The sequence below is a fragment of the Comamonas sediminis genome (assembly GCF_041107495.1).
Classification (GTDB): Bacteria; Pseudomonadota; Gammaproteobacteria; order Burkholderiales; family Burkholderiaceae_C; genus Comamonas; species Comamonas sediminis.
The window spans coordinates 373,700-397,584 of record NZ_JBGBDC010000003.1 but is presented as its reverse complement, the minus strand read 5'-3'; the positions used below and the strand labels follow the sequence as shown (position 1 = coordinate 397,584).

The window sequence follows — 23,885 nt, the reverse complement described above, 5'->3', positions numbered from 1 at the left end:
ATTTGGTACAGAAACCCCTAACACCCTCTGAGACAAACGCTGCGCTACAGCTTTTGCGGCGCCCACCAGCCTGGCAGCAGCGCGCGCACCTGGGCGCGGTGAAAGCGGTCGTCGATCAACACCACCACGCCCCGGTCGTCCTCACTGCGAATCACCCGCCCGGCGGCCTGCACCACCTTGCGCAGCCCCGGGTAGAGGTAGGTGTAGTCATAGGCCTTGGCGGCGCCAAAGCGCTGGGCCATGGCCTGCTGCATATGCGTGTTGATGGGGTTGATCTGGGGCAGACCCAGGGTGGCGATAAAGGCGCCAATCAGCCGGTTGCCCGGCAAGTCCACCCCTTCTGAAAACGCCCCGCCCAGCACCGCCAGGCCAATGCCCTGCCCGGCCTCGTCAAAGCGCGCCAAAAAGGCGGCGCGCCCGGCATCGTCCATCGCCGAGGTCTGGCAAAACAGCGGCAGCTGCGGGTGCAGGCGCTGCATGCATTCGGCCGCGCGCTGCAGGTAATCAAAGCTGCTGAAAAAGCAGAGGTAGTTGCCCGGCTGGCGGGCAAACTGCGCCGCGACCAGCTCGGCAATAGGCGCCAGCGATTGCGCCCGGTCCTGGTAGCGGGTGGAGATATGCCCGGCAATCTGCACCTGCAGCTGCGCGGCCTGGAAGGGCGAGGGCACATCCACCCACTGCGTGGCGGGCGGCAGGCCCAACAGATCCTGGTAGAAGGCCTGCGGCCCCAGGGTGCCGGAGAACAGCACCGTGGCGCAGGCGGCGGTATGGCGCGCGGCCAGATGCGGCGCGGGCACGACATTGCGGATGCAAAGCGTGGACATCGGCCCCCGCCGGCCGGACGCAGCGCTGCTCCACAAACTGGTATCAAACAGCGCATGCGGCCCCAGCTGCTCGGCCAGGTTCAGCCAGGACAGCGCTTCCAGGTAAAAGCCCAGTACCGCATCGCCGGGCAGCATGGGGCTGTCGCCCTGGGCCTGGGCAATGGCGGCCACGGCGCGCTGCACGGCGCCCAGCAGGCCGGGCGGCAGTTCGGGGTAGACCTGGTAGTCCTGCCCGCCCTCTTGCTGGGCCTTGTTCAGCGCAGTCCATTGGCGGTTCAAGGCATCCAGCGATTTTTTGACCGGGCCGGTAGCCGCCTTGCGCGCCGCAGCCAGCGTGTGCTGCGGCAGCTCGGCCGTGTACATGCGGCGGGCGCGTTCGAGCAGGTTGTGGGCCTCGTCCACCAGCACGCCCACCTTCCACTGGTGGGCCTGGGTCAGCGCATACAGCATCGCGGCGCTGTCGTAAAAGTAGTGGTAGTCGCCGACGACCACATCGCTCCAGCGCGCCAGCTCCTGGGTCAGGTAATAGGGGCAGACCTGGTGCTGCAGCGCCAGGCTGCGCACCTTGTCGGGCGTCAGCATCGGCTCCTGCGCCAGGGCCTGCGCGCGGGCGGCGGGCAGGCGGTCGTAAAAGCCCCGGGCCAGCGGGCAGGAATCGCCATGGCAGGCCTTGTCCGGGTGCTCGCAGCTTTTGTCGCGCGCCTGCAAATCGACCACGCGCAGCGGCACCGCGCCCGTCTGGCCCTGCAGCGCTGTCTGCAACAAGCCCAGCGCATGCAAGGCCAGCCGGTGGCCGGTGGTCTTGGCGGTCAGAAAAAACAGCTTGTCCAGCCCCTGCTCCGCACTGGCCTTGAGCATGGGGAAGATCGTGGCCACGGTCTTGCCAATGCCGGTGGGTGCCTGCGCCATCAAACAGCTGCCGCCGCCCGCCTGCAAGCCTGCCTGCGCGGTGCGGTACACCGCCACCGACAGCGCCCGCTGCCCGCTGCGGAACTGCGCAAACGGAAAGCGCAGCGCCGTGAGCGCCGCATCGCGCGCGCTGCGGTGCGCTGCCTCGCTGCGCGCCCAGTCCAAAAACAGGCGGCACTGCTGCTCAAAAAACGCCTGCAGCTCGGCGGCGCTGTAGGGCTCGGCCAGCACGGTCTCTTGCTGCGTGCCAACGTTGAAGTAGACCAGCGCCACCTTCAGGCTGGGCAGGCCCCGCTCCAGGCACAGCAAATGGCCGTAGACCTTGGCCTGCGCCCAGTGCAAGGCGCGGTGGTTGTCGCGCACGCTGTCGATCTGGCCCCGGTAGGTTTTGATTTCTTCCAGCTGACCCAGGCCTGGGTCAAAGCCATCGGCACGGCCGCGCACCTGCAGGTCTTCAAAGCTGCCTGCCAGGCGCAGTTCCGCCTCATAGCCCGCACCCCGGCGGGCACGCACCAGGCCATGGCCTTCTATGCCTTCCAGCGCCGATGGCGCGGGCGTAAAGCGCAAATCCAGGTCGCCCGCGCGGGCAGTGAACTCGCACAAGGCGCGCACCGCCACGGTGTAGCTCATGCGCCCGCCTCGCGCCACTGCACATGGCAGACGCCCACGGGTATGCCATGGGCGGCGCAGTACTCCAGCCAGCGGATCTGGTTGTCCTGCAGCTTGTCGCCCGGGCCTTTGACTTCCACCAGCTGGTAGCGCCGCTCCGCCGGCCAGAACCGCACCAGGTCGGGAAAGCCCGTGCGGTTGGCCTGCAGATTGCCGAGCAGGCGCTGGAACAACAGCTTGAGGTGGGCCGCCGGTATGCAGGCCAGCGCATGCGCCAGCAGTGCCTCGGTCAACGTGCCCCAAAACACAAAGGGCGACTGCAGGCCGGCCTTGTCGGCAAAGCGCTGGCGGATCACATCGGCATAGCTGCCGTCATCGAGCATGGCCAGGCAAGCGCCAAACAGCGCCGCACGCCGCGCGACAAAATCGGGCGCATACACATCGGCCGGCCCCGCCTGAAACGGATGAAAAAACGCCCCCGGCAAAGGCGCAAAAATCGCCGGCCAGCACAGCAGCCCAAACAGCGAGTTGACCAGCGCGTTCTCGACATAAAACACCGGCGCATCGTCGCGGTGCCAGTGGTCGCGCAACGCGTATTCCACCGGCATCAGGCGCAGGCCTTCGGGGGCCTCGGTGGCGTCCAGCGCTTCGCCAGCGCGCAAGGCGGCTTCCAGGGCAGCCGCATCGCTCAGCGCATCCATCGCCGCCCCACCCTGCGCCATGCGTGGCATGCGCAGCACCCGGTCCAGCGCCACATCCTCGCGCAGCTGTGCCACCTCGGGTTTGAGCGCGCGGCGGCTGGCGCTGCGCTGGCCCAGGTGGCGGCGCAGGCGCGGCAGCATGCGGGCCAGGCGCTGGCTTTCTTCATCGCTCTCGGGCTGCTGCGCGGCGGCGCTGGCCAGGGCCAGGGCTTCGTCAAAACGCTCCATGCGCTCCAGCACGCGCATGCGGCGGTGGCGCGCGCCCGGGTAGGGGCTGGCGGCATAGGCCTGCTCGGCCAGTGCCCAGCTTTGGCTGCGCTCGCAGGCCTGGCCCAGGCGCAGCAGCACCTTGGCATGGCGCTGCTGCAGCCAGGGGTTGGCGCTTCGCCAGTCGGCCATCGCATCCATCAAGGCCTGGCGGTCTTCGGCCTCATCCACCGCCTGGCGCCACTGCTGCAGCTGGCGGTAGCCCTGCACATCGGCACGGGTCTGAAACGCGCGCGACTGCGCATCAAAGGCCACCGTCTCGTACTTGAAGATGCCCAGGTCGGCCAGTACAAACTCTGACCAGTCCTGGTGCAGATTGCCAAAGAACATCAGGCGCAGGCCCTCGGCCAGCTCAGCGATGGTGACGCGCCAGGCGGCATGCTCGGCCTGGGGGTGCCAGCGGTGGTAAGGCTGCAGCAGCTCTTCGGCTGCTTGCTCGGTACTTGGGTCTGACGGCTGCGCCCATTGCGCAAGCTGGGCCAGCATGTCTGCCTTGCGCAGTGATCGCGCCAAGCCGGCGTGGGCAAAGATCTGCAGCAGCTCGGGCTTGGTGTGCAGCGCAAACAGCTCGGCCAGGGCCATGTCGGCATCGGCATCGATCCATCCCAGCGCCAGCAAGGGCTGCGCGGCGGCATGCACATCGGGGATCTCGTCGTACACCAGCTTGTCCGCGCGGAACCAGGGCCCGCGCCGCATCAGCATGCGCACCATCAGCGCCTGCGACTGCATCGGGGCTTGCGCAAAGTCCGCCAGAAACTGCTGCTCCTGCGCATCCAGCACATCGCCATAGCGCTGCCCCAACCACTGCAGCGCGCGCTCGAAGTTGTGCAGGTAGTAGTAGCGATGGGGGGCCAGCATGGGGATGGACACGACGGTTGTTAGTGATAGCTTATCTGTATTTTTATACAGCTATTTTAACTTTGCAGCCATCTCCCCTTCTGGCCGTGTGGCTCGCTCAACCGATAGCGCTATTCCACTGCTAACTGGCAGGCCATACACAAATGAGTTTGCGAATAGAAACGATTCTCATTTATTATGGTTTCATTTGATGCTGCCTTGATGCCGAGCAAAGTGTTTTCCGTTGATTCCGTGGAGGCGAGCCCACCGTGCCAAACCCAGACAGTGACATCCATCCGTTGGTGCAGGAGCACGGTGTGATGCTGCGCCACTATGCTGCACTGCAAGCGCGCTGCACGGCCCAGGTCGATGCCCTGCGTGCTGAAGTGAAGGCGCTGCGCGCCCAGGTCACCCGGCTGCGGGCCCAGGTCATCATGCGCGACAGCGCCCTCATCTGGGAGCGCGAAGACCGGCTGCGCCACCTGTCGGCCATCGCCAACCGCGCGGCCGTCACCGCCGTGCGCCGCTGTGTGGACCCGGCCGCGACGATGGAAGTGGCCGCCGTGCCCCAGCCGCCACCCGATGCCTATCTGCAGGAGCTGGGCCAGCATGCCGCCAACCTGGTGATCTGCCAGACCGGCTGCATCAGCCACGGCGGCTACTGGCGCGACCACGACCAGTGCAAGCGCCTGGGCACCACCTGCCTGCTGGAAGACCCCCAGGCCTTTGTCCCCACAGAAACCGCCAAGGCATCGCACGCCTGGGTGATGACGGCGGCCAGCGGGCCCGCCAAGGAGCAGCGATGAGTTCACGTTTTCCGTCCTCCGTATCGGGCCCGCTGCTGCTGCGCGAATGGGAACGCCTGACCCAGACCGGCGTGGAAGCCAGCCGCGACAACCGCCCCGAGCAAGCTTTGGCCTGGCATGAGCATGCGCTGCGCGTGGCGCACCAGCTGTTCCACGATGCACCGGCCGGCGTCTGCGCCGATGACCGTCTGGCCGCCTTTGTGGTCGCGCACCTGAACCTGGCCGACTGCTTCAACACCTTGAGCCAGCCGGTATCGGCCGGCGAGTGCATCCACTGCGCGCACCACCAGCTGCTGGCCTTGACGCGCGACGACCATGCCAGCGCCGATCTGCGATCGGCCGCCTGCAAGCACCTGCACCACACCTTTGCCGCCTTGAACGAGCACCACAACCGCTGCGCCGCCCGCGAGCGCGAGGATGCGATGGAGCGGCAGGCCCACAGCGTTTCCATGCCTTCGGGCAACCCGCCGCCGGGCACGCTGCTGCACTGACAGCCGCCGCACCGGCATTGACCCACTGCTCTCCACCCAACGACTGACACACGATATGCCCTATACCCTCCCCAAGCTGGCCTATGCCTACGATGCCCTGGAGCCCAATATTGACGCCCAGACGATGGAGATCCACTACAGCAAGCACCACCAGACCTATGTGAACAACCTCAATGCGGCGGTTGAAGGCACCGAGTTCGCCAACCTGCCCATCGAAGCGCTGGTGGCCCAGGTGGAATCGCTGCCCGAGAAGCTGCGCTTGCCCGTGCGCAACAACGGCGGCGGCCACGCCAACCACAGCCTGTTCTGGGAAGTGATGTCGCCCAGCGGCGGCGGCCTGCCCCAAGGCGATGTGGCCAAGGCCATCGATGCGGATCTGGGTGGCTTCGACGCATTCAAGGATGCCTTCACCAAGGCGGCACTGAGCCGTTTTGGCAGCGGCTGGGCCTGGCTGACGGTGACACCTGAAGGCAAGCTGGCGGTGGAGAGCAGCGCCAACCAGGATTCGCCACTGATGAAGGGCATTGGCTCGGGCAACACCCCGATCCTGGGCCTGGATGTGTGGGAGCACGCTTACTACCTGAAGTACCAAAACCGCCGCCCTGAATACATTGCCGTTTTCTACAATGTGGTGGACTGGGGCACCGTTGCCCGCAAGTACGCCGCAGCGCTGGGCCAATAAGTTATTTCCCCCACTGAGCACGCGAGCACGCACATGACCCCAGGCCACCAACCGATGGAAATGGACAACCAGCCCGATCCGCGCGATGACGCATCGCGCAGCACCGCCAGCGCTGCGCCGAAACCGGCGCTCAAGCTGCGAACGCGTATCGGTCTGCTGATCTGTGGTTTGGGGGTATTTGCACTCGGCGCGCTCATCTGGGATGGCCTTAAAAACGAGCCATCGGTGCGCAACGCACTGCTGGGCGGCTGCATGGCCGCGCTGGCCACTGCGCTGGGCACTTTACCGGTGCTGCTGGCCCAACGCCCGTCTGAACGCACACGGGACACCCTGTTTGGATTTGGCGCCGGCGTGATGCTGGCCGCCTGCGCGTTCTCGCTGGTCATCCCCGCGCTGGATGCTGCACGCGCCTCGAATATCTTTGGCGGCAGCGCCTGGGCTGCTGGCGGTGTCGTCGGCACCTCCATCCTGCTGGGCGGCATGGCCCTGTTGGTGATGGACCGCCTGCTGCCCCACGAACATTTCATCAAAGGCCGCGAAGGTGCCAGCGCCCAGCAGCTGCGCCGTACCTGGCTCTTTGTATTCGCGATCATCCTGCACAATCTCCCCGAAGGCCTGGCCATTGGCGTGGGCTACGCCGGCAATGAAGGCATGCGCGCCAATGCGCTCGCTATCGGCATCTCCATCCAGGATGTCCCCGAAGGCTTTGTCGTTGCCGCCGCGCTGCTGGCCGTCGGCTACAGCCGGGGCTTCTCCGTCCTGCTGGGCATCGCCTCCGGCCTGGTCGAACCCCTGGGCGCCGTTGCCGGCGCCGCCATCATCGGCAGCTCCGCCCTGCTCCTCCCCTGGGGCCTGGGCTTCGCCGCCGGCGCCATGCTCTTCGTCATCAGCCACGAAATCATCCCGGAATCGCACCGCAAGGGGCATGAATTTTTTGCGACTACGGGGTTGATGGTGGGGTTTGTTTTGATGATGGTGTTGGATACGGCGTTGGGGTGAGGGGTGAGGGGTGAGGGGTGAGGGGTGAGGGGTGAGGGGTGAGGGGTGAGGTAAACGGACGTGTTGGGATGCACGCGGGTCCTGCACGTGGTGTATTAGCAGGCCTAACAGACTGGTATCGACGGCTGCTTTACACTGCGACGCTGCTGCTCATGGCTGCCTCGAGACCTATTGGCCACTGCCAGCTAGAATTCAATCGCGCATCGAAGTCGGAGGCTTCCTCACGAAGGGCTTGAGGTAAGCAGACGGCAATAACTTGACTAATAAAAGTCCAATATCGCAACGCCTGAGCACGCGCGACCGATCCGAAGCCGTTGGCCAACGTTATTCCAAAGCTGCCGCCTATTCACTACCCCATGGCTTGCAGTGCAAACCGCGTTGTCTGAGTGTCCAGTGCGTATGTCCTAGTTAGCTATGGTTTGCTGGATTGCTGCTTATTGGATTGAATTGAAATTTAGATATGTGCTTTTGAACAGCGCATTGACCTCAAGCTCTAGCGGCAAACGACTCCCTGGAGGAACTAATGTCCAGAACACGCCGCATGCTACAGTTTTCCCCGCAGGTTTTGCGAGATACATTACGTTAGGTTTCTTAATGAACATTCCAGAGCATGATCACGATGCGATCGTTCGCAGGGCTATTGAGCTTTTGGGCGGCAAGCAGAAGTTCTTCGCGGAGGCTGATCGTGAGCTTGCAGATACCAATGGCCGATGGAAACAGAATGTCGAAATCATAGGTCGTATCTTGCGAGCACACCTGTTTGTTGAGCATTACATCGGTGAATATCTTGCCAAAGCAAATCCTCGCTTGGGAGCACTTGGTGAGGCCAAGGTCTCATTCGCTCAGAAGGTTGCTTTGCTTGATGCATCTAACAACGAAATTGCGCTCATACTGCCGGGGATCAAGCGCCTAAACAAAATTCGCAATCGGTTGGCTCACAATCTTGATGCTCAGGTGACTGAGGAGGATGCTACGGTTTTCTTGAGCAGTAACCGTTTTGCCGCACTACGCGTTGCAAGAAGCTCGGAACAGGTGCAGACAGGGGAACCGATCGAGATTCTCGAGGACTTCTCGAAACACGTTGCAATGGCGCTCAACTATGAGTTCTCGCCGATGTCGCAGGCGATCGCTCAAGCAATCCAGGAGGTACATCTTGGTCGCGGCATCACCTAATTGTTCGATCAAGATGAACTGCCCAAGACTGCCAGCTAACCTTACCAGTTATGCAACATAGAACGCTGCACTTCATTAGTCCAAACTTTACATACGATAAGCTTGAACCGCCATTCTTCAAAGACATTGTGGATGTCTTTGAAGATCGAATGCTTCATTGGCTAATCCTGCCTGCAAAAGAGCTTCTGAAGACTTGCCATGGTGAGGTCGCAGCGATTGCACTGGCAACTTCATATATGGAGGCCATTGAGATTTATTTGTCAGGACTCGACAGCAAGGGGAGATCGCGCGAGTTTTTTGTTCGCGGTTTCAAGGCAGTTTTCGCTAGAAATACCGGACCAGATTTCATGCATGATGCACTCGCATCCGCTCTATACGAGCTCATGCGGTGTGGTTTCGCACATGAAGGAATATTTCGGGATGGGATCTACTTCAGCAAAACACGCCCAGAAGCATTCCTTATCACTTGGCCGAAGAAAGCTGGAGAGTTGGATCCCAAAGGAAAACTGCAATCTGCAGTAATAAATCCACAGAGATTCGTAGACGGAATTGAAGCCCACTTTGACAGTTACATCCGTGATTTACGCCGGATGCCAAGGTCCCCGTTGCATGAACGCTTCAAAGCTGCTGTCGATCTCAAGTGGCACATCGGTGGCCGTGAACGAATCATCGAATTGACCGAAGATGAGTTTTACCGTGGTGCATGATAAGCGTGCATCCGCCCGCGTTTGGCGGCGTTGAGCGTACGCTTTGTCTGAAGTGCACCGGCTGCTCTTGACTGTGAATTCAACCGATATCGGGTCTTGCTGGCCTGTTCCATATCTCATAGCCACCGAGAATCGAGAACTCTGCTCAGATCTTTCAGCGACCTCATTGAGCAGAGCCGCCATCTCCACTTTTTAGAAGTAGGAGTAGGTCGACACCTGCTACCGCCCAATCAATCCATCTTGCTCCACACGTCGCTCCCGCACGCAGGCCTCCACAACCAAGCAGGCATTTGCATGCTCCTTTTAGCTTCGGCTTCTCGTCTTCTTGCTAGCTGCGAATAGGTTGCTATCCCGTCTTTCGAGGTATTCCGCCACGACCTCCAACGGTGCCACTCCAAGCGCCTCAGCGAACTCCACCAATTCCACCGCATCAATGCGCCGCTCGCCGCGTTCGCACTTGGACACAAACGTCTGCGTATTGCCAAGTCGCTGTGCCAGCTCCACTTGCGACACGCCCATGCGCTTACGCGTGGAAGTGAGAACGGAAAGTAAGAGCTGGTAGTTGGGATTGTGGCTGGAGCGATACATGGTGCGTAAACGACGAAGCCCTCAGCCCAGTTGGTGAGGATGAACACCGATATCAGACACCACGATAAACATGCACAACTTCCAACTTACTATTAAGAAGAAAAGTTGAATCGCCTCCTGGCTGCGCTGGGATTAAATTATATGCAACTACGAATCCGCATCCATCTCGCATTATATCAACATTGACCTTATCCTCCGATATTTCCGTAGACAGCCCACGACTTTTATTATATTTATTTAAAATATCCAATGCCATATGCCTATCTAGCTTTACAGGATCACATGAATCAACGCACTGCTGAGTTATTACACATCCAAGCATAGTCAAAGAAATTAAACAAACAATCAGAATCTTAATCATGCAACCCTCACAAAAAATTATATTCAAAACCCCAATTTTCAACTCTTAATTTATAAAATTAAATTAACACACTCAGCGATACGCTCCTTAGCTAACGCTCAACCACATTCAAAAACAATTAAATATTCACCATCATTTCAGATTAATTAGAAATTTAGTGAGAAATTCAACACATGGTTGAAATCCATCATTGAGCGCCAACTCCATGGGAGTTAGGCCAGCAAAATTCTGAATATTTAAATCAGCACCTGCCAATACCAAAATTTCCACCACTAAAGTTTGACGACTCAATACTGCATCATGCAGTGGTGTAGCACCCTCATGATCAGATTTGTTAATACCGGCTCCGGCCGTGAGTAAGAGCGCAACGCCATGATGATCACCCAGGACGGCCATCCAATGCAATGGTGTCTTCCCATCTGCCGCTTTTGAGTTAACACTTACCTCATATTCCTCATCAAACCCCGCATAGTCTTTAAAATCAGAAAAAACTTCATCTAATGACACCATATTATTTTCCTCACCCTACTAAAAATAGGAATCTGATAATGTCATTATCTTCAACAAGGAAAGCCTACCCATCGAATCACATGCATTTAATTTTCACCAGTATTCTGAGCGATTAGCAACTTAGATATTAACTTTTGCCAGTCGTGGTAATTTAAAAAGTATCACTTCACACAGTTATGACTTCCATTTTCTAGATCTAAAAATCTCATGTTTTTGCGATCAAGCAAACATCAGAAACTTTAGAACTTCACCTAAGAAATTCCGGGCATAAAAAACATCAGCATGTTCCCACCTATTCTAAGGATTCAAGCACAAAAGTTATATTACCTACACACTCAAAATAACCACCTATGAGTTGCAGGGAAATTTTTTTCCCTGCAAAAGACTCCACAATTCGACCATCCTGAATGGTTGAACTCAAAGAGTTTATGTATACCTCATCAAATTCCCCAGCCAGAATTATCTTCTTCATATTTTTGATGGTGAAAATAACTCTATTCTTCTTGGAGGAATTAATATTTTCATAAACTATCAGTGAAAAGACACATTTAGCTGAGCCTTCAATACTTAGCTTCTCAAAAATTCCATCATGAAAGAATAAATCATCAATATTCACATATGCCTTATCACTACCCAATGATCTATACCACAAGTTAATCAATAAAATTGAATTCTCAACAAGCTACAGAATGACCCACTACTTTGCATCATAGTCAGATCTAGTAAAAATCTTGTGCTTTAGCAACTCAAATGCCGTAAGGCCATACTCATTTTGCTTGTTGCCATCGGCTCCTGCGGTTAACAGATAACATGCCAAATCATATTTCTCAAAGGAAATAGCTGTATGCAAAGGCGTATCTCCCCACTCCCCAGGCTGGTTGACATTTACCCCCACCTCAATTAGGTGCTTAATGATCTCTGCATTGCCATAAATGATGGCATAGTCAATCATATTCCCACCCATACTATCAACGGAAAATTCGTCTACAGCCGCTCTGCCAAACCATGGCTCTTCTTGCATCGTATTGAAGAACTCCGCCAATGAAACTGGGACCACCATTACACCCTCCTTATTTCATAATTACTTACGAAAACCCAATTACCAAACCAAATTAATCTTTAAAATTCCAATAAAAAAAGTCAATCACGTATTTCAATTTCCATTTGATTTGTAAATATTTCGACGGGAATAAAACCTGGCCCATCATGCAATGAAAAACTATTATTACGTATGATTTTCATACATTCACTTCTATTCAACAAAAGTCCGCGCGAGTTGAATTTATAGGCATCCGCCGAGAAGCACGTGTTTAGATCTTTAACTGAATGAATGGCAGACACAGCAAGATCAGGCGTACAAATATCAAAGCCTAAAGAGCTCCAATTACTTAACACATGCTCTTTTGCGTGCGAATTATTCCCATCGCTCGTCGGAGTGAACCCACCATACATTTGAATCAGATTTTTCAAATCTGCAGCATCCACAACGTAGGCATTGATGTGGTATTGATCCACAGCTGGACTCAAGATCCAGTCAATCGGGATAGTTTCATAAAAACCAACAGCAACATGCCAATCCAAAAGCTGAGACAGGCCACCAAATCTTTTATCCAAGTCTTTGACTGCCCCGTCGGAACACTTCCAAATATTGACATCCGTCGTGGCTACCGCGCCAAGTGGCACTCTAAAGTCAAAACATAAGATCTCTTTTGTCATCTATTGAGGTAAAGGAAATTTAAGTGGTGATTTATGGTCATGGCTCGCATTGGAGATAGCAGTGCTTACACCAAGCTGACGCATAGTTTGGCAAATGCAACACTGCCATCTGCGCCGCAATAGCCGCCATGGATCTACAGACAGCCCTAAGTCCATGCACTGACCACAGGCCCAATCCCCCACAACCCCAAAGCTTATTTGCGAATGATTCTCAATTGAGCGTATACTGCACCCATGGCGTAGCAATTGCGGCTACTCCAAGGTTCATCGTGGGGCGACTTACCGGAACTGTCCGGAAGTCGTTTTTGCCAGCCAATGGTTCACACTAGCCACGCATTTTTTTGCGATGAACACCGGCTTCGATAGCGCCATTGCAGCGCAGCGATCCAGTCTCTGACAGCGCCTCTGCCCTGCCTATTGTTGGCAAGCAAGCTCCACAGGCCTTCTGTCCACCCTCCCCTGATCTCTATCTACACACATGCCAAGGGCATGTTTTTTGCGTCTGTACAGTGCTTCGCGTTGACCGCATCTAAGCGCTTCACACCTCCCAAACCAACAAAAAAGCCCAGATCACCCCTGCCAACGGCAGCAGCAATCTGGGCCTACTCACCACACCCACCGCAGCGGCAAGCGCTTCAGCAGGCTAGCTACTGACTCAATTAAAAATCCACCGATGCCGACAGCGCAAACGTACGCGGCGCGCCCAGCGCCAGGCTGGACAGCTGGGGCATGCCCCAGTAGGACTTGTTGGTGGCGTTCAGAACAGACGCCCGCAGGGTAACAGGCTTGTCGGCCACCTTGGTGCTGTAGCGGGCGCCCAGGTCGTAGGTGGTGCGGCCGGCGGCCCAGAGGCTGTTGTCGGCGCTGATGTACTGGCGGGATACGGCGGTGGCGTTGGCGTTGAGGGCCAGGCCTTGCACGCCGGGGACATCCCACTCCGCACCCAGCTTGCCCTGCCACTTGGGCGTGCCGGTGGCGAGCTTGCCTTGGTTGACGCCGCCAGCGGTTTGCGTCAGCTTTGGCGCGGTGTAGGCCACGCCGCCCATCAGGCGCAGGCCGTGCATGGCGTTGCCGAAGAAGCTCCACTCAATGCCACGGTTGCGTTGCTCGCCGCCGAACGAGTAGACGTTGGTGACGGGGTCCGTATAGCTGCTGGGCCGGGTGATCTCAAACAGGCTGACGGTGTGGGCGAAGTCGCCCAGGTCGAGCTTGAGGCCCATTTCCTTTTGCTTGCTCTTGTACGGCGCAAACACTTCACCGGCGTTGGCGGCGGTCATCGGTGCGGTGGCGCCCTGGCTCAGGCCTTCGATGTAGTTGGCGTAAAGCGAGAGGTTGTCCGTGGCCTTGACCAGCAGCGCAGCGGCGGGCGAGGTGGCGCTTTCGTCATAGCGCGAGGTGCGCGCGCCCGAGGTGATGCTGTAGGTGTCGCTGATCACCTGCTGGCGGCGCACGCCGAGGGTCAGCTGCACGCGGTCTTGTGCCATCGACAAGGTATCGGCGATGCCATAGCTGGCCAGGCGCACCTCGGTGTGTGAGATGTGGGGGGCGACAAAGTCGGCCGCAGGGCCCCATACCGGGTTGTAGAGGTTGGTGGTCCAGTCGGCGCCGGGCACGCTGCGGCGGCCGTAGTCGTTTTGCTTGTGCGCGTAATGCGTGGCATTGATGGCCCACTGGTGGCCCACGGCGCCAGTCTGGGTACGGCCCTTGATGCCGACTTCGCCCGACTGCTTTTTGACATCAAAAGCCAGCTGGCCCATCGTGGTGCGGAAGTCGCCTGCGGTGTTCAGCACCAGGGCCGACATGGCGCCGTTGTACTGGTAATCGGTCTTGCTCATGCCAAAGGCGGCATAGGCCATGACCTGGTCGTTCAGGTCGTACTCGCCGCGCAGGATGGCAGCCTTGTCCTTGGTGCGCACGGTGGACCAATCGGGGTTCAGCAAGGTATCGCTCTTGGGCACCTTGGGGATGGGCAAGCCGGGCGACAGACTGATGCCCCGGTTGACGCCGTTGACCCGGTCGTCGCTGGCATAGAAGTCGGCCGACAGGCGGGCGCGGTCGCCACGCCAATCCAGCGCCAAGGATGCAAGCTGCACCTTCTTTTGCTGGTCCTGGATGGAGCCATCGCCATCGCGGTAGACGCCATTAAAGCGCACACCCAGCTGCTGGCGGTCGCCAAAGCGGCGGCCCATGTCCAGGTGGCCGCCAAACTGCGAATCGGACATGTAGGTGGTGGTAAAGCGGGTCAGCGGATCGTTGCCGGCGCGCTTGGGCACCAGGTTGACGGCACCGCCCACCGAGCCGCCCGGCGGCATGCCGTTGAGCAGCGCCGATGGGCCCTTGAGCACTTCAATGCGCTCAAACATCTCGGGCGAGGTGCGGTAGTACGGCGCCATGCCGTAGAGGCCGCCAAAGGTCATGTCGGTGGAGCTGGATGAGAAGCCCCGGATCGAATAGTTCTCGGCCCAGGCGCCGGATACGCCGTTGCTGAACACGGTCGGGTCGGTCGCGGCAATCACATCGGTGATGTTCTGCGCCTGGCGGTCTTCGATGTACTTCTCGGTGTAGCCGATGGTGCTGAACGGCGTCTCCATGAAGTCCTTGTCGCCCAGCAGGCCCACGCGGCCGCCGGTGGTGACCTGGCCGCCGGCGTAGGGCGCTGCGACCTGGGCGGCTTTTTCTTGCACCGTTATGGGTGCCAGGGTGACGGCATTGTCTGCCGCTGCTGCGGGCTCTGCCGCGCTGCTGGTTTGCGCGTTGGCCAGCGGCGCTGCGACCAGCATGGCGCCAATGGTCAGGCCCAGCAGCACCTGGGGGCTGAGGGGGTTGAGCGCGCTGCGGCGCAGTGCAAACGGGGCCGCATGCTGGGCGGCGGGCCGTGCGCGGCGCAGGGCGCTGGCAGCACGGTGCTGGGGTTGAAGGCGTTGAGACATGCCTGGTTCCTTAGATGTTATGACTACAGAAAAAGCAAGGGTGGCGCGCTGGCGGGCGCCGGTGCTTGGCGCACGGCGGTGCCCAGCGCAATGCGCCTGGAGGTTTTTTGGCTGGGTCGGAACCTGGCTACAACGGGAGGGGAAAAGCGAAGCTGGGTCTGGTGGCTGGCTGACGGCTGGCTAGCGATCAGCCTGGGTAGCCGCGCAGCACGTCGTCAATCAGCAGGCTGAGCGACGTGGGACTGGCGCCGGTGGTGTACCAGGCGTCGGCATCGACAAAGACGACGCGGCCGCTCTTCCAGGCCTTGGTTTCGCGCAACAAGGGGTTAGCCAGCTGGTCGGCGGTCATCACCGCGTGGCGCTCCATCACGGCGCTGCGGTCCACCACATAGAGGATGTCGGGGTTGGCCTGCTGGATGAACTCGCTGGAGATGGGCTGGCCATGCAGGCTGCCCTCGGCATCGGTGCTGGCGGGCTTGACGCCCAGATCGCTGAACACAAAGCCGTAGCGCGACTGCGGTCCGAAGGAGCTGAAGGCGCCGTTGTTGTGCAGCACGATCAAGGCCTTGTCCTTGCTGCCCTCGATGCGCTGGCGGGCCTGCGCCAGCTTGGCATCCAATGCGGCCACCTTTTCTGCGGCCAGCGCCTCTTTGTCAAAGATGCGGCCCAGGGTCAGCAGATGCGCGTTGACGACCGCGAAATGCCGGACATGGCTGTCCTTGAAATCCACATCCAAATGGATGGTGGGCGCGATCTCGCTCAGCGCCTGGTAGTGGTTGGACTGCAAGGGGGTGATCAGGATCAGGTCGGGCTTGAGCGCATGCACCCGCTCCAGGTTGGGTTGCACGATGGCGCCCAGGTCTTGCACGGCCTCATCGGCTTTGTACTTGGCCAGAAAATGCGGCACATAGTCCTTGACCATGCCGGCGATTGGCACGCCGAGCTGGTCGAGGAAATCAGCCTCGTTCATCTCCAACGCCGCCACCCTCTGCGGGGTGCGCGGGATGACGGTGCTGCCCAGCTGATGCTGCACGGTGATGGGCGCGGCGGCCGGTGCGCTGCTGGCTGCAGTGCTGGCCGATGGCGCATCAGCGGCCGAGCTGGATGCGCGGTCGCAGCCGCTCAAGGCCAGGGCGATGGTGACAGCGGCGGCTGCGGTAATGGCCGTAGACAGGGGCTGCAGAAAGTTGCGGGTGCAGGTGCGGTTGCGTTGCATGGCAAAGGTTTCCTAGGTCTTGAAGTAGTTGCACAGGCATCCCTGCGCGGTGCGGCTGATGTCAAACCGCAGCTCGAACAGCTGCGACAGATTGGCTTCGGAGATGACGTCGTCGCTGGGCCCGCTGAAGCACAGCATTCCGCCTTTGAGCGCGACGATGTGGTCCGAGTAATTGGCGGCAAAGTTGATGTCGTGGATAACCAGAATCACCGTGCGGCCGGCCTCGTCGCAAAGCCTGCGCAGCGCGCGCATGATCTGCACGGCATGCTTCATGTCCAGGTTGTTCAGCGGCTCGTCGAGCAGCAGCACATCGGTCTGCTGGGCAATCGTCATCGCCAAAAAGGCCATCTGCCGCTGGCCGCCACTGATCTCGTCGATATAGGCATGGCGCAGAGGCTCCAGCGACAGGAACGCGATGGCCTCATCGACGGCTTGCTGGTCTTGGCTCGTCAACGTGCCCCGGTGGTGCGGAAAGCGGCCAAAGCCGACCAGCTCTTCCACCGTCAAGCGCATCTGAAAACCGGGCGACTGGCGCAGGGTGGCGATGCGCAGCGCATAGTGCGCCACCGAGATGGTGGCAATGCTGCGGCCATCGAGCTGGATCTCGCCACTGCTGGGCGCCAGCAGGCGGGCAATCATCATCAGCAAGGTGGATTTGCCAGCGCCATTGGGGCCGATCAGCGAGGTGATGCGCCCGGCCGGAAATGCGGTGCTGACGCCCGACAGCACGGCGCGGCTGCCATAGGATTTATGGAGGTTGCTGACAATGATCATGAGAGAGCTCGGCCGCGCACCGTCAGCGCCAGAAAGTAAGCACCACAGACCAAATTGACCAGGATGCTGACGGTGGTCTTGTAGTTGAAAACATGCTCCACCAGCAGCTGCGCTACCAGGAAGATGGCGATGGCGACCCCGCAGCCCATCGGCAAGGTGCTGCGGTGGCGCCATTGCGGTGCCAGCGCATAGACGATGTTGGCCACAAAGATGCCCATAAAGGCCGTGGGCCCGATGAGGCTGGTGGACACCGCCACCAGCACCGCCACCAGGGCCAGGTAGAGGCGCATACAGCGGGCATGGGGCACGCCCAGCGATATGGCCTGCTCGCGGCCCAGCGCCATCACATCGAGCACCGCCAGGGTTTTGTGCAGCACCAGGCATACCGCCCCCACGGCCAGCGCCGCATAGGCCAGGGTATCGGGCCGGGCGCGGTTGAAGGATGCATAGCTCATGCCCTGGAAGACCGCAAACTCGCCCGGGCTGATGCGCAGCTGCACAAACTGGGTGAAGGTGCCGATCACCATGGTCAGCACCAGACCAACGAGCAGCAGCACATAGATATCGCCCTGCCCCCGGCGCAGCAGCCAGCGCTGCAGCGCCCAGGAGTAGCCCAGCATCAGCGCCACTGACACCAGGAAATTGCCCCTCTCGCCCAGCATGCCCATGCCCTGCGCGCCCAGTACCAGCAGCAGCAACACCTGCCACAGCAAGAACACCGCCTCATAGCCCATGATGGCGGGGGTCAGGATGCGGTTGCCCATCAGGGTTTGGAACACGATGGCCGACACCGCCACGCAGATGCCACCCAGCGCAATGGCGGCCAGGCGCAGCAAACGCCGGGGGATGACATAGCCCAGATCCATGCCCGAGCCAAGCAGCACAAAGCCCAGGGCCAGCACGGCGATGCCCAGCCACAGCGCATGGCTGGTGCTCACGGCCTTCATCGTGATCGTGCGCTTCATCGCCGTCCCCGCAGAATCAGCACCAGGAACACCATGCCGCCCAAGGCCCCTGCCGTCAGGCCAATGGGCACCTCAAACGGATAGATCAGCAGGCGGCCGGCGATATCGCAAACCAGCAGCAGGCTGGCACCGCCCAGCGCCACCAGCGGCAGGGTGCGGGCCAGATGGTCCCCCTTGTACAAGGCCACCAGCTGCGGCACAACCAGCCCGACAAAGGGGATGGCGCCGACGGCAATGACGGTGGCCGAGACGGTAACGGCCACCAGCACCAGGCCCAAGGTGGCGGTAGCGGCATAGCCCATGCCCAGGCTAGTCGCCATCTCCTCGCCCATGCCCAGCACGGTAAAACGCTGCGCATACAGATAGGCGAGCGCCACCACCGGCAGGATGATGTAGAGCATCTCGTAGTGGCCTTGGACGATGCGCGAAAAATCGCCCAGCAGCCAGCCCTGCATGCTTTGCAGGATGTTGTTGCGGTAGGCATAGAACTCGGCCACGGCGCTGAGCACGCTGCCATACATCAGCCCGATCACGGGCACCAGGACCGTGTTCTTGAAGCGGATGCGCGCGATGATGGCGACATAGAGCAGGCTGGATGCAAAGCAGAACAGCAGCGCCAGCGCCATACGTCCCGGGGCGCCGGCAGACGGCACCAGGGTCATCGCGATCAGGATGCCGAGCTTGGCGGCATCGAGCCCGCCCGAAGTACCAGGCTCCACGAATTTGTTGCGCACAATGTGCTGCAGGATCACGCCGCAGACGGCCAGGCCTGCGCCGGTCAACACCAGCGCGGCCAGGCGCGGCAGCCGGCTGGCTGTCAACGTGAGCCAGGCATCACCGGAACCGCCCGAGAAGGCCCAGAGCTGCGGCCAGGCGATCTGGCGCGCCCCCACCAACAAGGACGCCAGGCACAGCAGCGCAAACCCCAACCACCAGCGCAGCCGCATCACACCGGCTCCCCGCCTGCCGCCATGCGCCAGCCTTGGGCCTGCGCGCGCTGGGCCAACCACTGCGCATAGCGGCCCGCACGCGCCGCCAGCTGCGCAGGTGTGCCCTGCTCCACCACCTGGCCGCCCTCCAGCACCAGCACCTGGTCGGCCATCGCAATGGTCGACAGCTGGTGCGCGATCACCACCACGGTGCGCTGGCCGCGCAGCCGCTCCAGGGTCTGGGCAATCAGCGCCTGGTTCTCGGTATCGAGCGCGGCCGTGGCCTCGTCCACCAGCAGGATAGGCGCGTCCTTGATCAGCGCGCGCGCAATCGCAATGCGTTGGCGTTCGCCACCCGAGAGCTGGGCGCCGCCCTCGCCCACGGGGCTGTCCAAGCCGCCGGGCAGGCGCTGGGCGATGCTGTCCACCCCTGCCTGGCGCGCAGCCTCCCACAGTTCGGCATCACTGGCACCAGGCCGGCCGATGCGGATGTTGTCGGCGATGCTGCCGGCAAACAAATAGCTGTCCTGAAAGATCTGGCTGATCTGCGCGGCCAGCTGTGCCTCGTCCATCTGCCGCACATCGCTGCCGCCAATCAATACGCCGCCCTGGTCCACATCCCAAAAGCGCGCCATCAGCCGCACCAGGGTGCTTTTGCCGGAGCCCGATGCCCCCACCAAGGCCGTCATGCTGCCAGGCGGCACATGCAGGTTGATGCCGCGCAGCACGGCGGGCTGGCCTGCGCCATAGGAGAAATGCACATCGCGCAGGGTGATCGATGCATCGCGCGGCAGTTGGGGGTGCGGCGGCTGCTGCGGCTGCGGCAGGGGTTGCTGCGCAAAAAGTGCATCCATCGCATCGAGCTGGCCGCGCGCCGTGCGCAGTGCCTCGGCATAGCCGACCAGCTCCAGCAGCGGCTCGACAAAGCGGCTGATCAGCAGCATGGACAGCACGGTGCCGATGACCTGGCCAGGCGCCAGGACCTGGGCGCTGTGCTGATCAATGCCGATGACGACCGCAACCAGCAAGGCCGCAAACACCGCTTGCACGGCCCAGACATTGAGCACCGACGACAACGCCGACACCGCAATCAAGTGCCCGGCTGACTGGCGCTGCTGGTCGATCGCCTGCGCGACAAAGCGGGTGCTCTGGCCGCCGCCCTGGAAAGCGCGCAATACCGACTGGGCCTGCGCAAACTCCACCATGCGCTGGCCGGTCTGGGCAAAGTCGCGCTGAAACGCGGCATCGGCCCAGCGGCCCATGCGGGCGGTCAACAGCAGCACGCCCAGCAGCAAGGGCAAGGCCAGCAGCCCCACCAGGCCCAGGCGCCAGTCCTGCACAAACAGCAGCGCCAGCACCACCAGGGGCGCCACCACGCCGCTGATGACGGGGGTGAACACATGGGCGGGCAGCTGCGCCACGGCCATCATCCCCTGGGTGACCAGGTGGCTGACCTTGGCGGTGTTCTGCGCGTTGAACCAGCCCATCGGCAAGCGCGCCACATGGGCGCCCAGCCGGTGGCGGCCGGTTTGCAATACCGCCACGCCTACACCCACCCCGGCCTGCTCCACCCGGCCGCGCCACCACCAGGCCAGCACCACGGCGGCCAACAAGGCCAGCAGCCAGGCGCCAGCGCCGCGCCACTGGGCTTGCAACAGTTGCGCCATCAGCGGCAGCAGCAACGCAGTGCAAAGGCCGCAGAGCACGCCATACAGCGCCGCCATCCAGGCGTAACGGCGCAGCAAAGGGGCTTGCTCGCCCAGCAGCAGGTTCAAGGTTTTCAGCATCGATTGGTCTCCTGCGCAGCGGCATAGCCACCTTCTCGCCACAGGCGGGCGTAGCGCCCATCCTGGGCCAGTAGATCGGCATGGCGACCCTGCTCCACCAGGCGCCCTTCGTCAATCACGAGGATCTGGTCGGCCTGCATGACGGTGTCCAGCCGGTGGGCAATCACCAGCACCGTGCGGCCTTGCGCAAAGCGCGACAGCGCGTGCTGAATAGCGGCCTCGCTGTCGGCATCCGCAGCGGCGGTGGCCTCGTCCAGCACCAGGATGGGCGCATCCATCAGCACGGCGCGGGCTATGCTGATGCGTTGGCGCTCGCCACCGGAGAGCTGTGCGTCCTCGCCCAGCACCGCGTCATAGCCGCGTGGCAGCGCTGCTATGCAGTCATGCACATCTGCAGCGCGTGCGGCGGCTTCCACCTCGGCCTGGCTGGCACCGGGCCGGCCCAGCGCAATGTTGTCGCGCAGGCTGGCATGGATCAGGCGCACATCCTGCAGCACAAAGCCGATGCGCTGGTAAAGCTCGGCGCTGCCGATGGCGCGCAGATCGGCGCCGCCCAGCGTGATGCGGCCTTCGGTCGGATCAAAAAAGCGCAGCAGCAAACGCGCGATAGTGGTTTTGCCGGCGCCCGAGGGGCCAACGATGGCCGTAACCGTGCCCGGCGCCAGCTCGAAGCTGATGCCCGCCAGCACCTGCTGGCCCGGCGCATAGGCATAGCCCACCTGCTCAAAATTAATGCCGTTGTTTAGCGGTTGCTGCTGCTCGTTGGGTGCGGGTTGTGGCAACACACGGATGTCGAGCAATGTCAATACACGCTCCGCTGCAGCGGTGGCGCCCTGCAGGTCATGCAGCAAGGTGTGCAGCAGCAGCACCGGCGCGCAGATGCCGGGGGCGACCAGCACAAAGGGCAGCAGATCCAGCGGCGCCAGCGCACCCAGGCTGCCCAGCAGGCAGCCCCCCGCCAGCACAAAGCCCAGCACGGTGACCGGGGCGGCCATGCCATGGGCATGGGCCATCGCGCCGACGAGGGGGCGCACAAAATCTCTGAACGCCTGCGCAAACGCATCGACCGCGCCCTGGTAGCTGGCCTGGCCTTGGCCGCTGTTGCCATAGGCCTTAATGACCGGCATGCCGGCGACAAAGGCCACGGCCGCCGATTGGATGCGGCCCATATGGCCGGCGAACACGCCCATTTGCGCGCCACTGGACTGCAGCGCGCGGCGCAGAAACCAGACATAGCCGGGGAACGGCAACAACGCGATCAAGGCCATGCGCCAGTCCTGCGCCAGCAGATAGGCCACTGCGACCACAATCGCGCCGCCTGCGCGTGCCACCGAGGTGTAGAAATGCGCGCTCAGGCTGTGCAAGGTGGCGATGTCGTCTTGCAGCACCTGCTTGACCTCGCCCGACGAGCGGCTGCTGAACCAGCCCAGCGGCACCTGGCCCAGCCGCAGCACGGCGGCCTTGCGCAGGCCATGGGTGAGCCGGTTGTCTGCCATATGGGCCAGCACCTCGCCCGCCAGCATCAGCAAAGCGGCAGTAAACAAGCTGCCCAGCGCTGGCCACAACAAAGCCCAGATGCCAGCGGTATCTGCGGGCTCAGCCAACGCGAGCTGCGCGATACGCACCATCGCCGCCAGCGGCACTAGGCTGAGCATGGCCCCCAGGCCTGACAGCAGCGCGGCCAGCGCCAAACGCGCGCGAATCGGGTGGAGCACCCGGCGGATGGGGCCGGGCCCTGGGGCTGCGGCAGCGGCCGCGTCATGAGCATGCATGGGAGCAAGACCTGGAGAGAAACATAGCAACGCCCCGTGCATGCGCCGCTGCCATCAAGGCGCGGGCACTGCGTGATTCATGTGCCAGTTCTCCAAATGACAGGCAAGAGCAACGCGAAACGCAACAGGAATAATAATTAGTTGCATCATACTAAACTAATAAATTACCGTACATCTTTTACAGCTATCGCCAATGCGGTTTGACAGACAATTGGCCAGCACCCGGAGAGACCATGGACCCCGAGAAAAAAGCAGCCCCGCGCGGGCGACCGCGCCTGATTACGCAAGAGCGCATTGCCGATGCAGGCATTGAGATCGGCTTGCCCCACATCACCTTTGTGGGCGTGGCCAGCGCGCTGGGCGTTACGCATATGGCGCTGTACAAGCATGTGCCGAGCCTGGCCGAGCTCAAGCACATGGTGGCCGAGGAGATCTTCAGCCGCTGGGAGTTTTCTCTGCCCAAGGTGGGCGTGCAGGAGGGTCTGCAGGACTACCTGGTCCGCTTCAGCGACTCGGTGCGCGAGTTCGCCAAAACCTACCCGGGCGTAACGCCCTATGTGATCCGCAGGCTGGTCGCCACTCCGGCCATGCTGGAGAAGATCGATGCGCACCAGCAAGAAGTCGCGCAGGCCTACCGCATCGACAAGGACCAGTCGCGCCAGCTGCTGGCCACCATCGCCTTCCATGGCCTGGCCGCTGCCGATTCGGTCTACTCCGCCGCGCGCCAGGAGACCGTGGTGCAGGCCAGCTACGAGGCTGAGACTGCCGAAATGGAAGGTGACCTGGCCCAGGGCATGCATGCGCTGATTGCCGGCGCGCTGCTCCAGCTGCAGCTGGACCCTGCGCTGAAGCCCTGATAGCGACAGACTCCTGAAGCGGCGCTGAGCCCTCTGCGCCACGCTGCCCCTTCATCAGGGGCACACCGCCCTCAGCGCTTGCGGCGCCTCTGCCGCCCAAGTTGCTCCCGGGCGCCAAAAAATATTTTCAAAAAGATGTCAGGAAGGGATGGGGTCGAACGACTCCCTCCACGTGGCAGCGCTGTGCTGTGCACGTTCAACCTTTCATCAACAGGAAATACCCATGAAGCTCAAGACCCTCACCACTTTGGCCGCCGCTGTACTCGCCACCTCCGCCTGGGCTGCTGGCAGCCAGGACAGCAAATGCGGCGCCGGCACCTGCGGCAAGAAAGAAAGCAGCACCAAGGACGCCGCCTGCTCCAAGAAAGACGGCGGCTGCTCCAAGAAGGACGCAGGTTGCTCCAAAAAGGATGGTGGCTGCTCCAAGAAGGATGGCGAAAAAGCCCACTGACCCCGTCCCACGACATCCACTACC

Annotated in this window: 23 protein-coding genes; 8 read left to right on the top strand and 15 right to left on the bottom strand. The window is 61.0% G+C overall.

All coding sequences use genetic code 11. The features are described from left to right. Window positions 1-44 precede the first annotated feature (44 nt). Together AB7A72_RS09450 and AB7A72_RS09445 are read right to left on the bottom strand one after the other, a co-directional pair. Window positions 45-2,363: an ATP-dependent DNA helicase gene (locus tag AB7A72_RS09450; RefSeq protein WP_369459744.1), complete on the bottom strand. Its 2,319-nt coding sequence runs from the start codon at window positions 2,361-2,363 to the stop codon at window positions 45-47. After that, window positions 2,360-4,168, bottom strand: a complete 1,809-nt coding sequence (locus tag AB7A72_RS09445) for a VRR-NUC domain-containing protein (protein WP_369459743.1) — start codon at window positions 4,166-4,168, stop codon at window positions 2,360-2,362. The genes AB7A72_RS09450 and AB7A72_RS09445 overlap by 4 nt, the downstream gene beginning before the upstream one ends. A 248-nt stretch (window positions 4,169-4,416) precedes the next feature. On the opposite strand from AB7A72_RS09445, the gene AB7A72_RS09440 reads away from it, so the two are divergent. The 6 genes from AB7A72_RS09440 to AB7A72_RS09415 all read left to right on the top strand — a co-directional run bounded on the left by AB7A72_RS09440 (window position 4,417) and on the right by AB7A72_RS09415 (window position 9,005). Continuing rightward, window positions 4,417-4,953 carry a hypothetical protein gene (locus AB7A72_RS09440; protein ID WP_369459742.1) on the top strand — a complete coding sequence of 179 codons (537 nt, stop codon included), beginning with the start codon at window positions 4,417-4,419 and terminating at the stop codon, window positions 4,951-4,953. Beyond that, entirely contained in the window at window positions 4,950-5,444 is a 495-nt protein-coding gene (locus AB7A72_RS09435; protein WP_239809452.1) for a hypothetical protein, read from the top strand. The genes AB7A72_RS09440 and AB7A72_RS09435 overlap by 4 nt, the downstream gene beginning before the upstream one ends. Window positions 5,445-5,499: 55 nt before the next feature. Then, on the top strand, window positions 5,500-6,126 hold the full coding sequence (locus tag AB7A72_RS09430; protein ID WP_369459741.1) for a superoxide dismutase: 627 nt from the start codon (window positions 5,500-5,502) through the stop codon (window positions 6,124-6,126). A gap of 60 nt (window positions 6,127-6,186) precedes the next feature. Next, the gene (locus AB7A72_RS09425; protein ID WP_239812771.1) at window positions 6,187-7,125 is read left to right on the top strand and encodes a ZIP family metal transporter; all 939 of its coding nucleotides are present in this window, start codon (window positions 6,187-6,189) and stop codon (window positions 7,123-7,125) included. Between the two features lie 468 nt (window positions 7,126-7,593). Beyond that, on the top strand, window positions 7,594-8,298 hold the full coding sequence (locus AB7A72_RS09420; protein ID WP_369459740.1) for a hypothetical protein: 705 nt from the start codon (window positions 7,594-7,596) through the stop codon (window positions 8,296-8,298). A gap of 50 nt (window positions 8,299-8,348) precedes the next feature. Continuing rightward, on the top strand, window positions 8,349-9,005 hold the full coding sequence (locus AB7A72_RS09415; protein ID WP_369459739.1) for a hypothetical protein: 657 nt from the start codon (window positions 8,349-8,351) through the stop codon (window positions 9,003-9,005). Window positions 9,006-9,308: 303 nt separating this feature from the next. Here AB7A72_RS09415 and AB7A72_RS09410 read toward each other — a convergent pair whose 3' ends face one another. The 13 genes from AB7A72_RS09410 to AB7A72_RS09350 form a co-directional block, all read right to left on the bottom strand. Beyond that, the gene (locus tag AB7A72_RS09410; protein WP_369459738.1) at window positions 9,309-9,593 is read right to left on the bottom strand and encodes a helix-turn-helix domain-containing protein; all 285 of its coding nucleotides are present in this window, start codon (window positions 9,591-9,593) and stop codon (window positions 9,309-9,311) included. A gap of 52 nt (window positions 9,594-9,645) precedes the next feature. Beyond that, window positions 9,646-9,954, bottom strand: a complete 309-nt coding sequence (locus AB7A72_RS09405; RefSeq protein ID WP_369459737.1) for a hypothetical protein — start codon at window positions 9,952-9,954, stop codon at window positions 9,646-9,648. Between the two features lie 132 nt (window positions 9,955-10,086). After that, window positions 10,087-10,464 carry an ankyrin repeat domain-containing protein gene (locus AB7A72_RS09400; RefSeq protein WP_369459736.1) on the bottom strand — a complete coding sequence of 126 codons (378 nt, stop codon included), beginning with the start codon at window positions 10,462-10,464 and terminating at the stop codon, window positions 10,087-10,089. A gap of 292 nt (window positions 10,465-10,756) precedes the next feature. Continuing rightward, on the bottom strand, window positions 10,757-11,080 hold the full coding sequence (locus tag AB7A72_RS09395; RefSeq protein WP_369459735.1) for a hypothetical protein: 324 nt from the start codon (window positions 11,078-11,080) through the stop codon (window positions 10,757-10,759). Between the two features lie 81 nt (window positions 11,081-11,161). Next, on the bottom strand, window positions 11,162-11,524 hold the full coding sequence (locus tag AB7A72_RS09390) for an ankyrin repeat domain-containing protein (protein ID WP_369459734.1): 363 nt from the start codon (window positions 11,522-11,524) through the stop codon (window positions 11,162-11,164). Window positions 11,525-11,604: 80 nt separating this feature from the next. Then, window positions 11,605-12,180: a hypothetical protein gene (locus AB7A72_RS09385; RefSeq protein WP_369459733.1), complete on the bottom strand. Its 576-nt coding sequence runs from the start codon at window positions 12,178-12,180 to the stop codon at window positions 11,605-11,607. A gap of 659 nt (window positions 12,181-12,839) precedes the next feature. Beyond that, window positions 12,840-15,110 (bottom strand): TonB-dependent receptor, encoded by a 2,271-nt coding sequence (locus tag AB7A72_RS09380; protein WP_369459732.1) that lies wholly within the window; start codon window positions 15,108-15,110, stop codon window positions 12,840-12,842. Window positions 15,111-15,297: 187 nt separating this feature from the next. Continuing rightward, window positions 15,298-16,326 carry a siderophore ABC transporter substrate-binding protein gene (locus AB7A72_RS09375; RefSeq protein WP_369459731.1) on the bottom strand — a complete coding sequence of 343 codons (1,029 nt, stop codon included), beginning with the start codon at window positions 16,324-16,326 and terminating at the stop codon, window positions 15,298-15,300. Window positions 16,327-16,338: 12 nt separating this feature from the next. Next, window positions 16,339-17,100: an iron ABC transporter ATP-binding protein gene (locus AB7A72_RS09370; RefSeq protein ID WP_369459730.1), complete on the bottom strand. Its 762-nt coding sequence runs from the start codon at window positions 17,098-17,100 to the stop codon at window positions 16,339-16,341. Then, window positions 17,097-18,065: an iron chelate uptake ABC transporter family permease subunit gene (locus AB7A72_RS09365; protein ID WP_369459729.1), complete on the bottom strand. Its 969-nt coding sequence runs from the start codon at window positions 18,063-18,065 to the stop codon at window positions 17,097-17,099. Before AB7A72_RS09365 ends, AB7A72_RS09370 begins: the two co-directional genes overlap by 4 nt. Further along, window positions 18,062-19,012, bottom strand: coding sequence for an ABC transporter permease (locus AB7A72_RS09360; protein WP_369459728.1), 951 nt, complete (start codon window positions 19,010-19,012; stop codon window positions 18,062-18,064). Before AB7A72_RS09360 ends, AB7A72_RS09365 begins: the two co-directional genes overlap by 4 nt. Beyond that, window positions 19,012-20,781, bottom strand: coding sequence for an ABC transporter ATP-binding protein (locus AB7A72_RS09355; protein ID WP_369459727.1), 1,770 nt, complete (start codon window positions 20,779-20,781; stop codon window positions 19,012-19,014). Before AB7A72_RS09355 ends, AB7A72_RS09360 begins: the two co-directional genes overlap by 1 nt. Beyond that, the gene (locus AB7A72_RS09350) at window positions 20,775-22,553 is read right to left on the bottom strand and encodes an ABC transporter ATP-binding protein (RefSeq protein WP_369459726.1); all 1,779 of its coding nucleotides are present in this window, start codon (window positions 22,551-22,553) and stop codon (window positions 20,775-20,777) included. The genes AB7A72_RS09355 and AB7A72_RS09350 overlap by 7 nt, the downstream gene beginning before the upstream one ends. A gap of 233 nt (window positions 22,554-22,786) precedes the next feature. On the opposite strand from AB7A72_RS09350, the gene AB7A72_RS09345 reads away from it, so the two are divergent. Together AB7A72_RS09345 and AB7A72_RS09340 are read left to right on the top strand one after the other, a co-directional pair. Then, window positions 22,787-23,410, top strand: coding sequence for a TetR/AcrR family transcriptional regulator (locus AB7A72_RS09345; RefSeq protein ID WP_369459725.1), 624 nt, complete (start codon window positions 22,787-22,789; stop codon window positions 23,408-23,410). Window positions 23,411-23,633: 223 nt separating this feature from the next. Continuing rightward, on the top strand, window positions 23,634-23,861 hold the full coding sequence (locus tag AB7A72_RS09340; RefSeq protein WP_239809467.1) for a hypothetical protein: 228 nt from the start codon (window positions 23,634-23,636) through the stop codon (window positions 23,859-23,861). The last annotated feature ends 24 nt before the right edge of the window (window positions 23,862-23,885 follow it).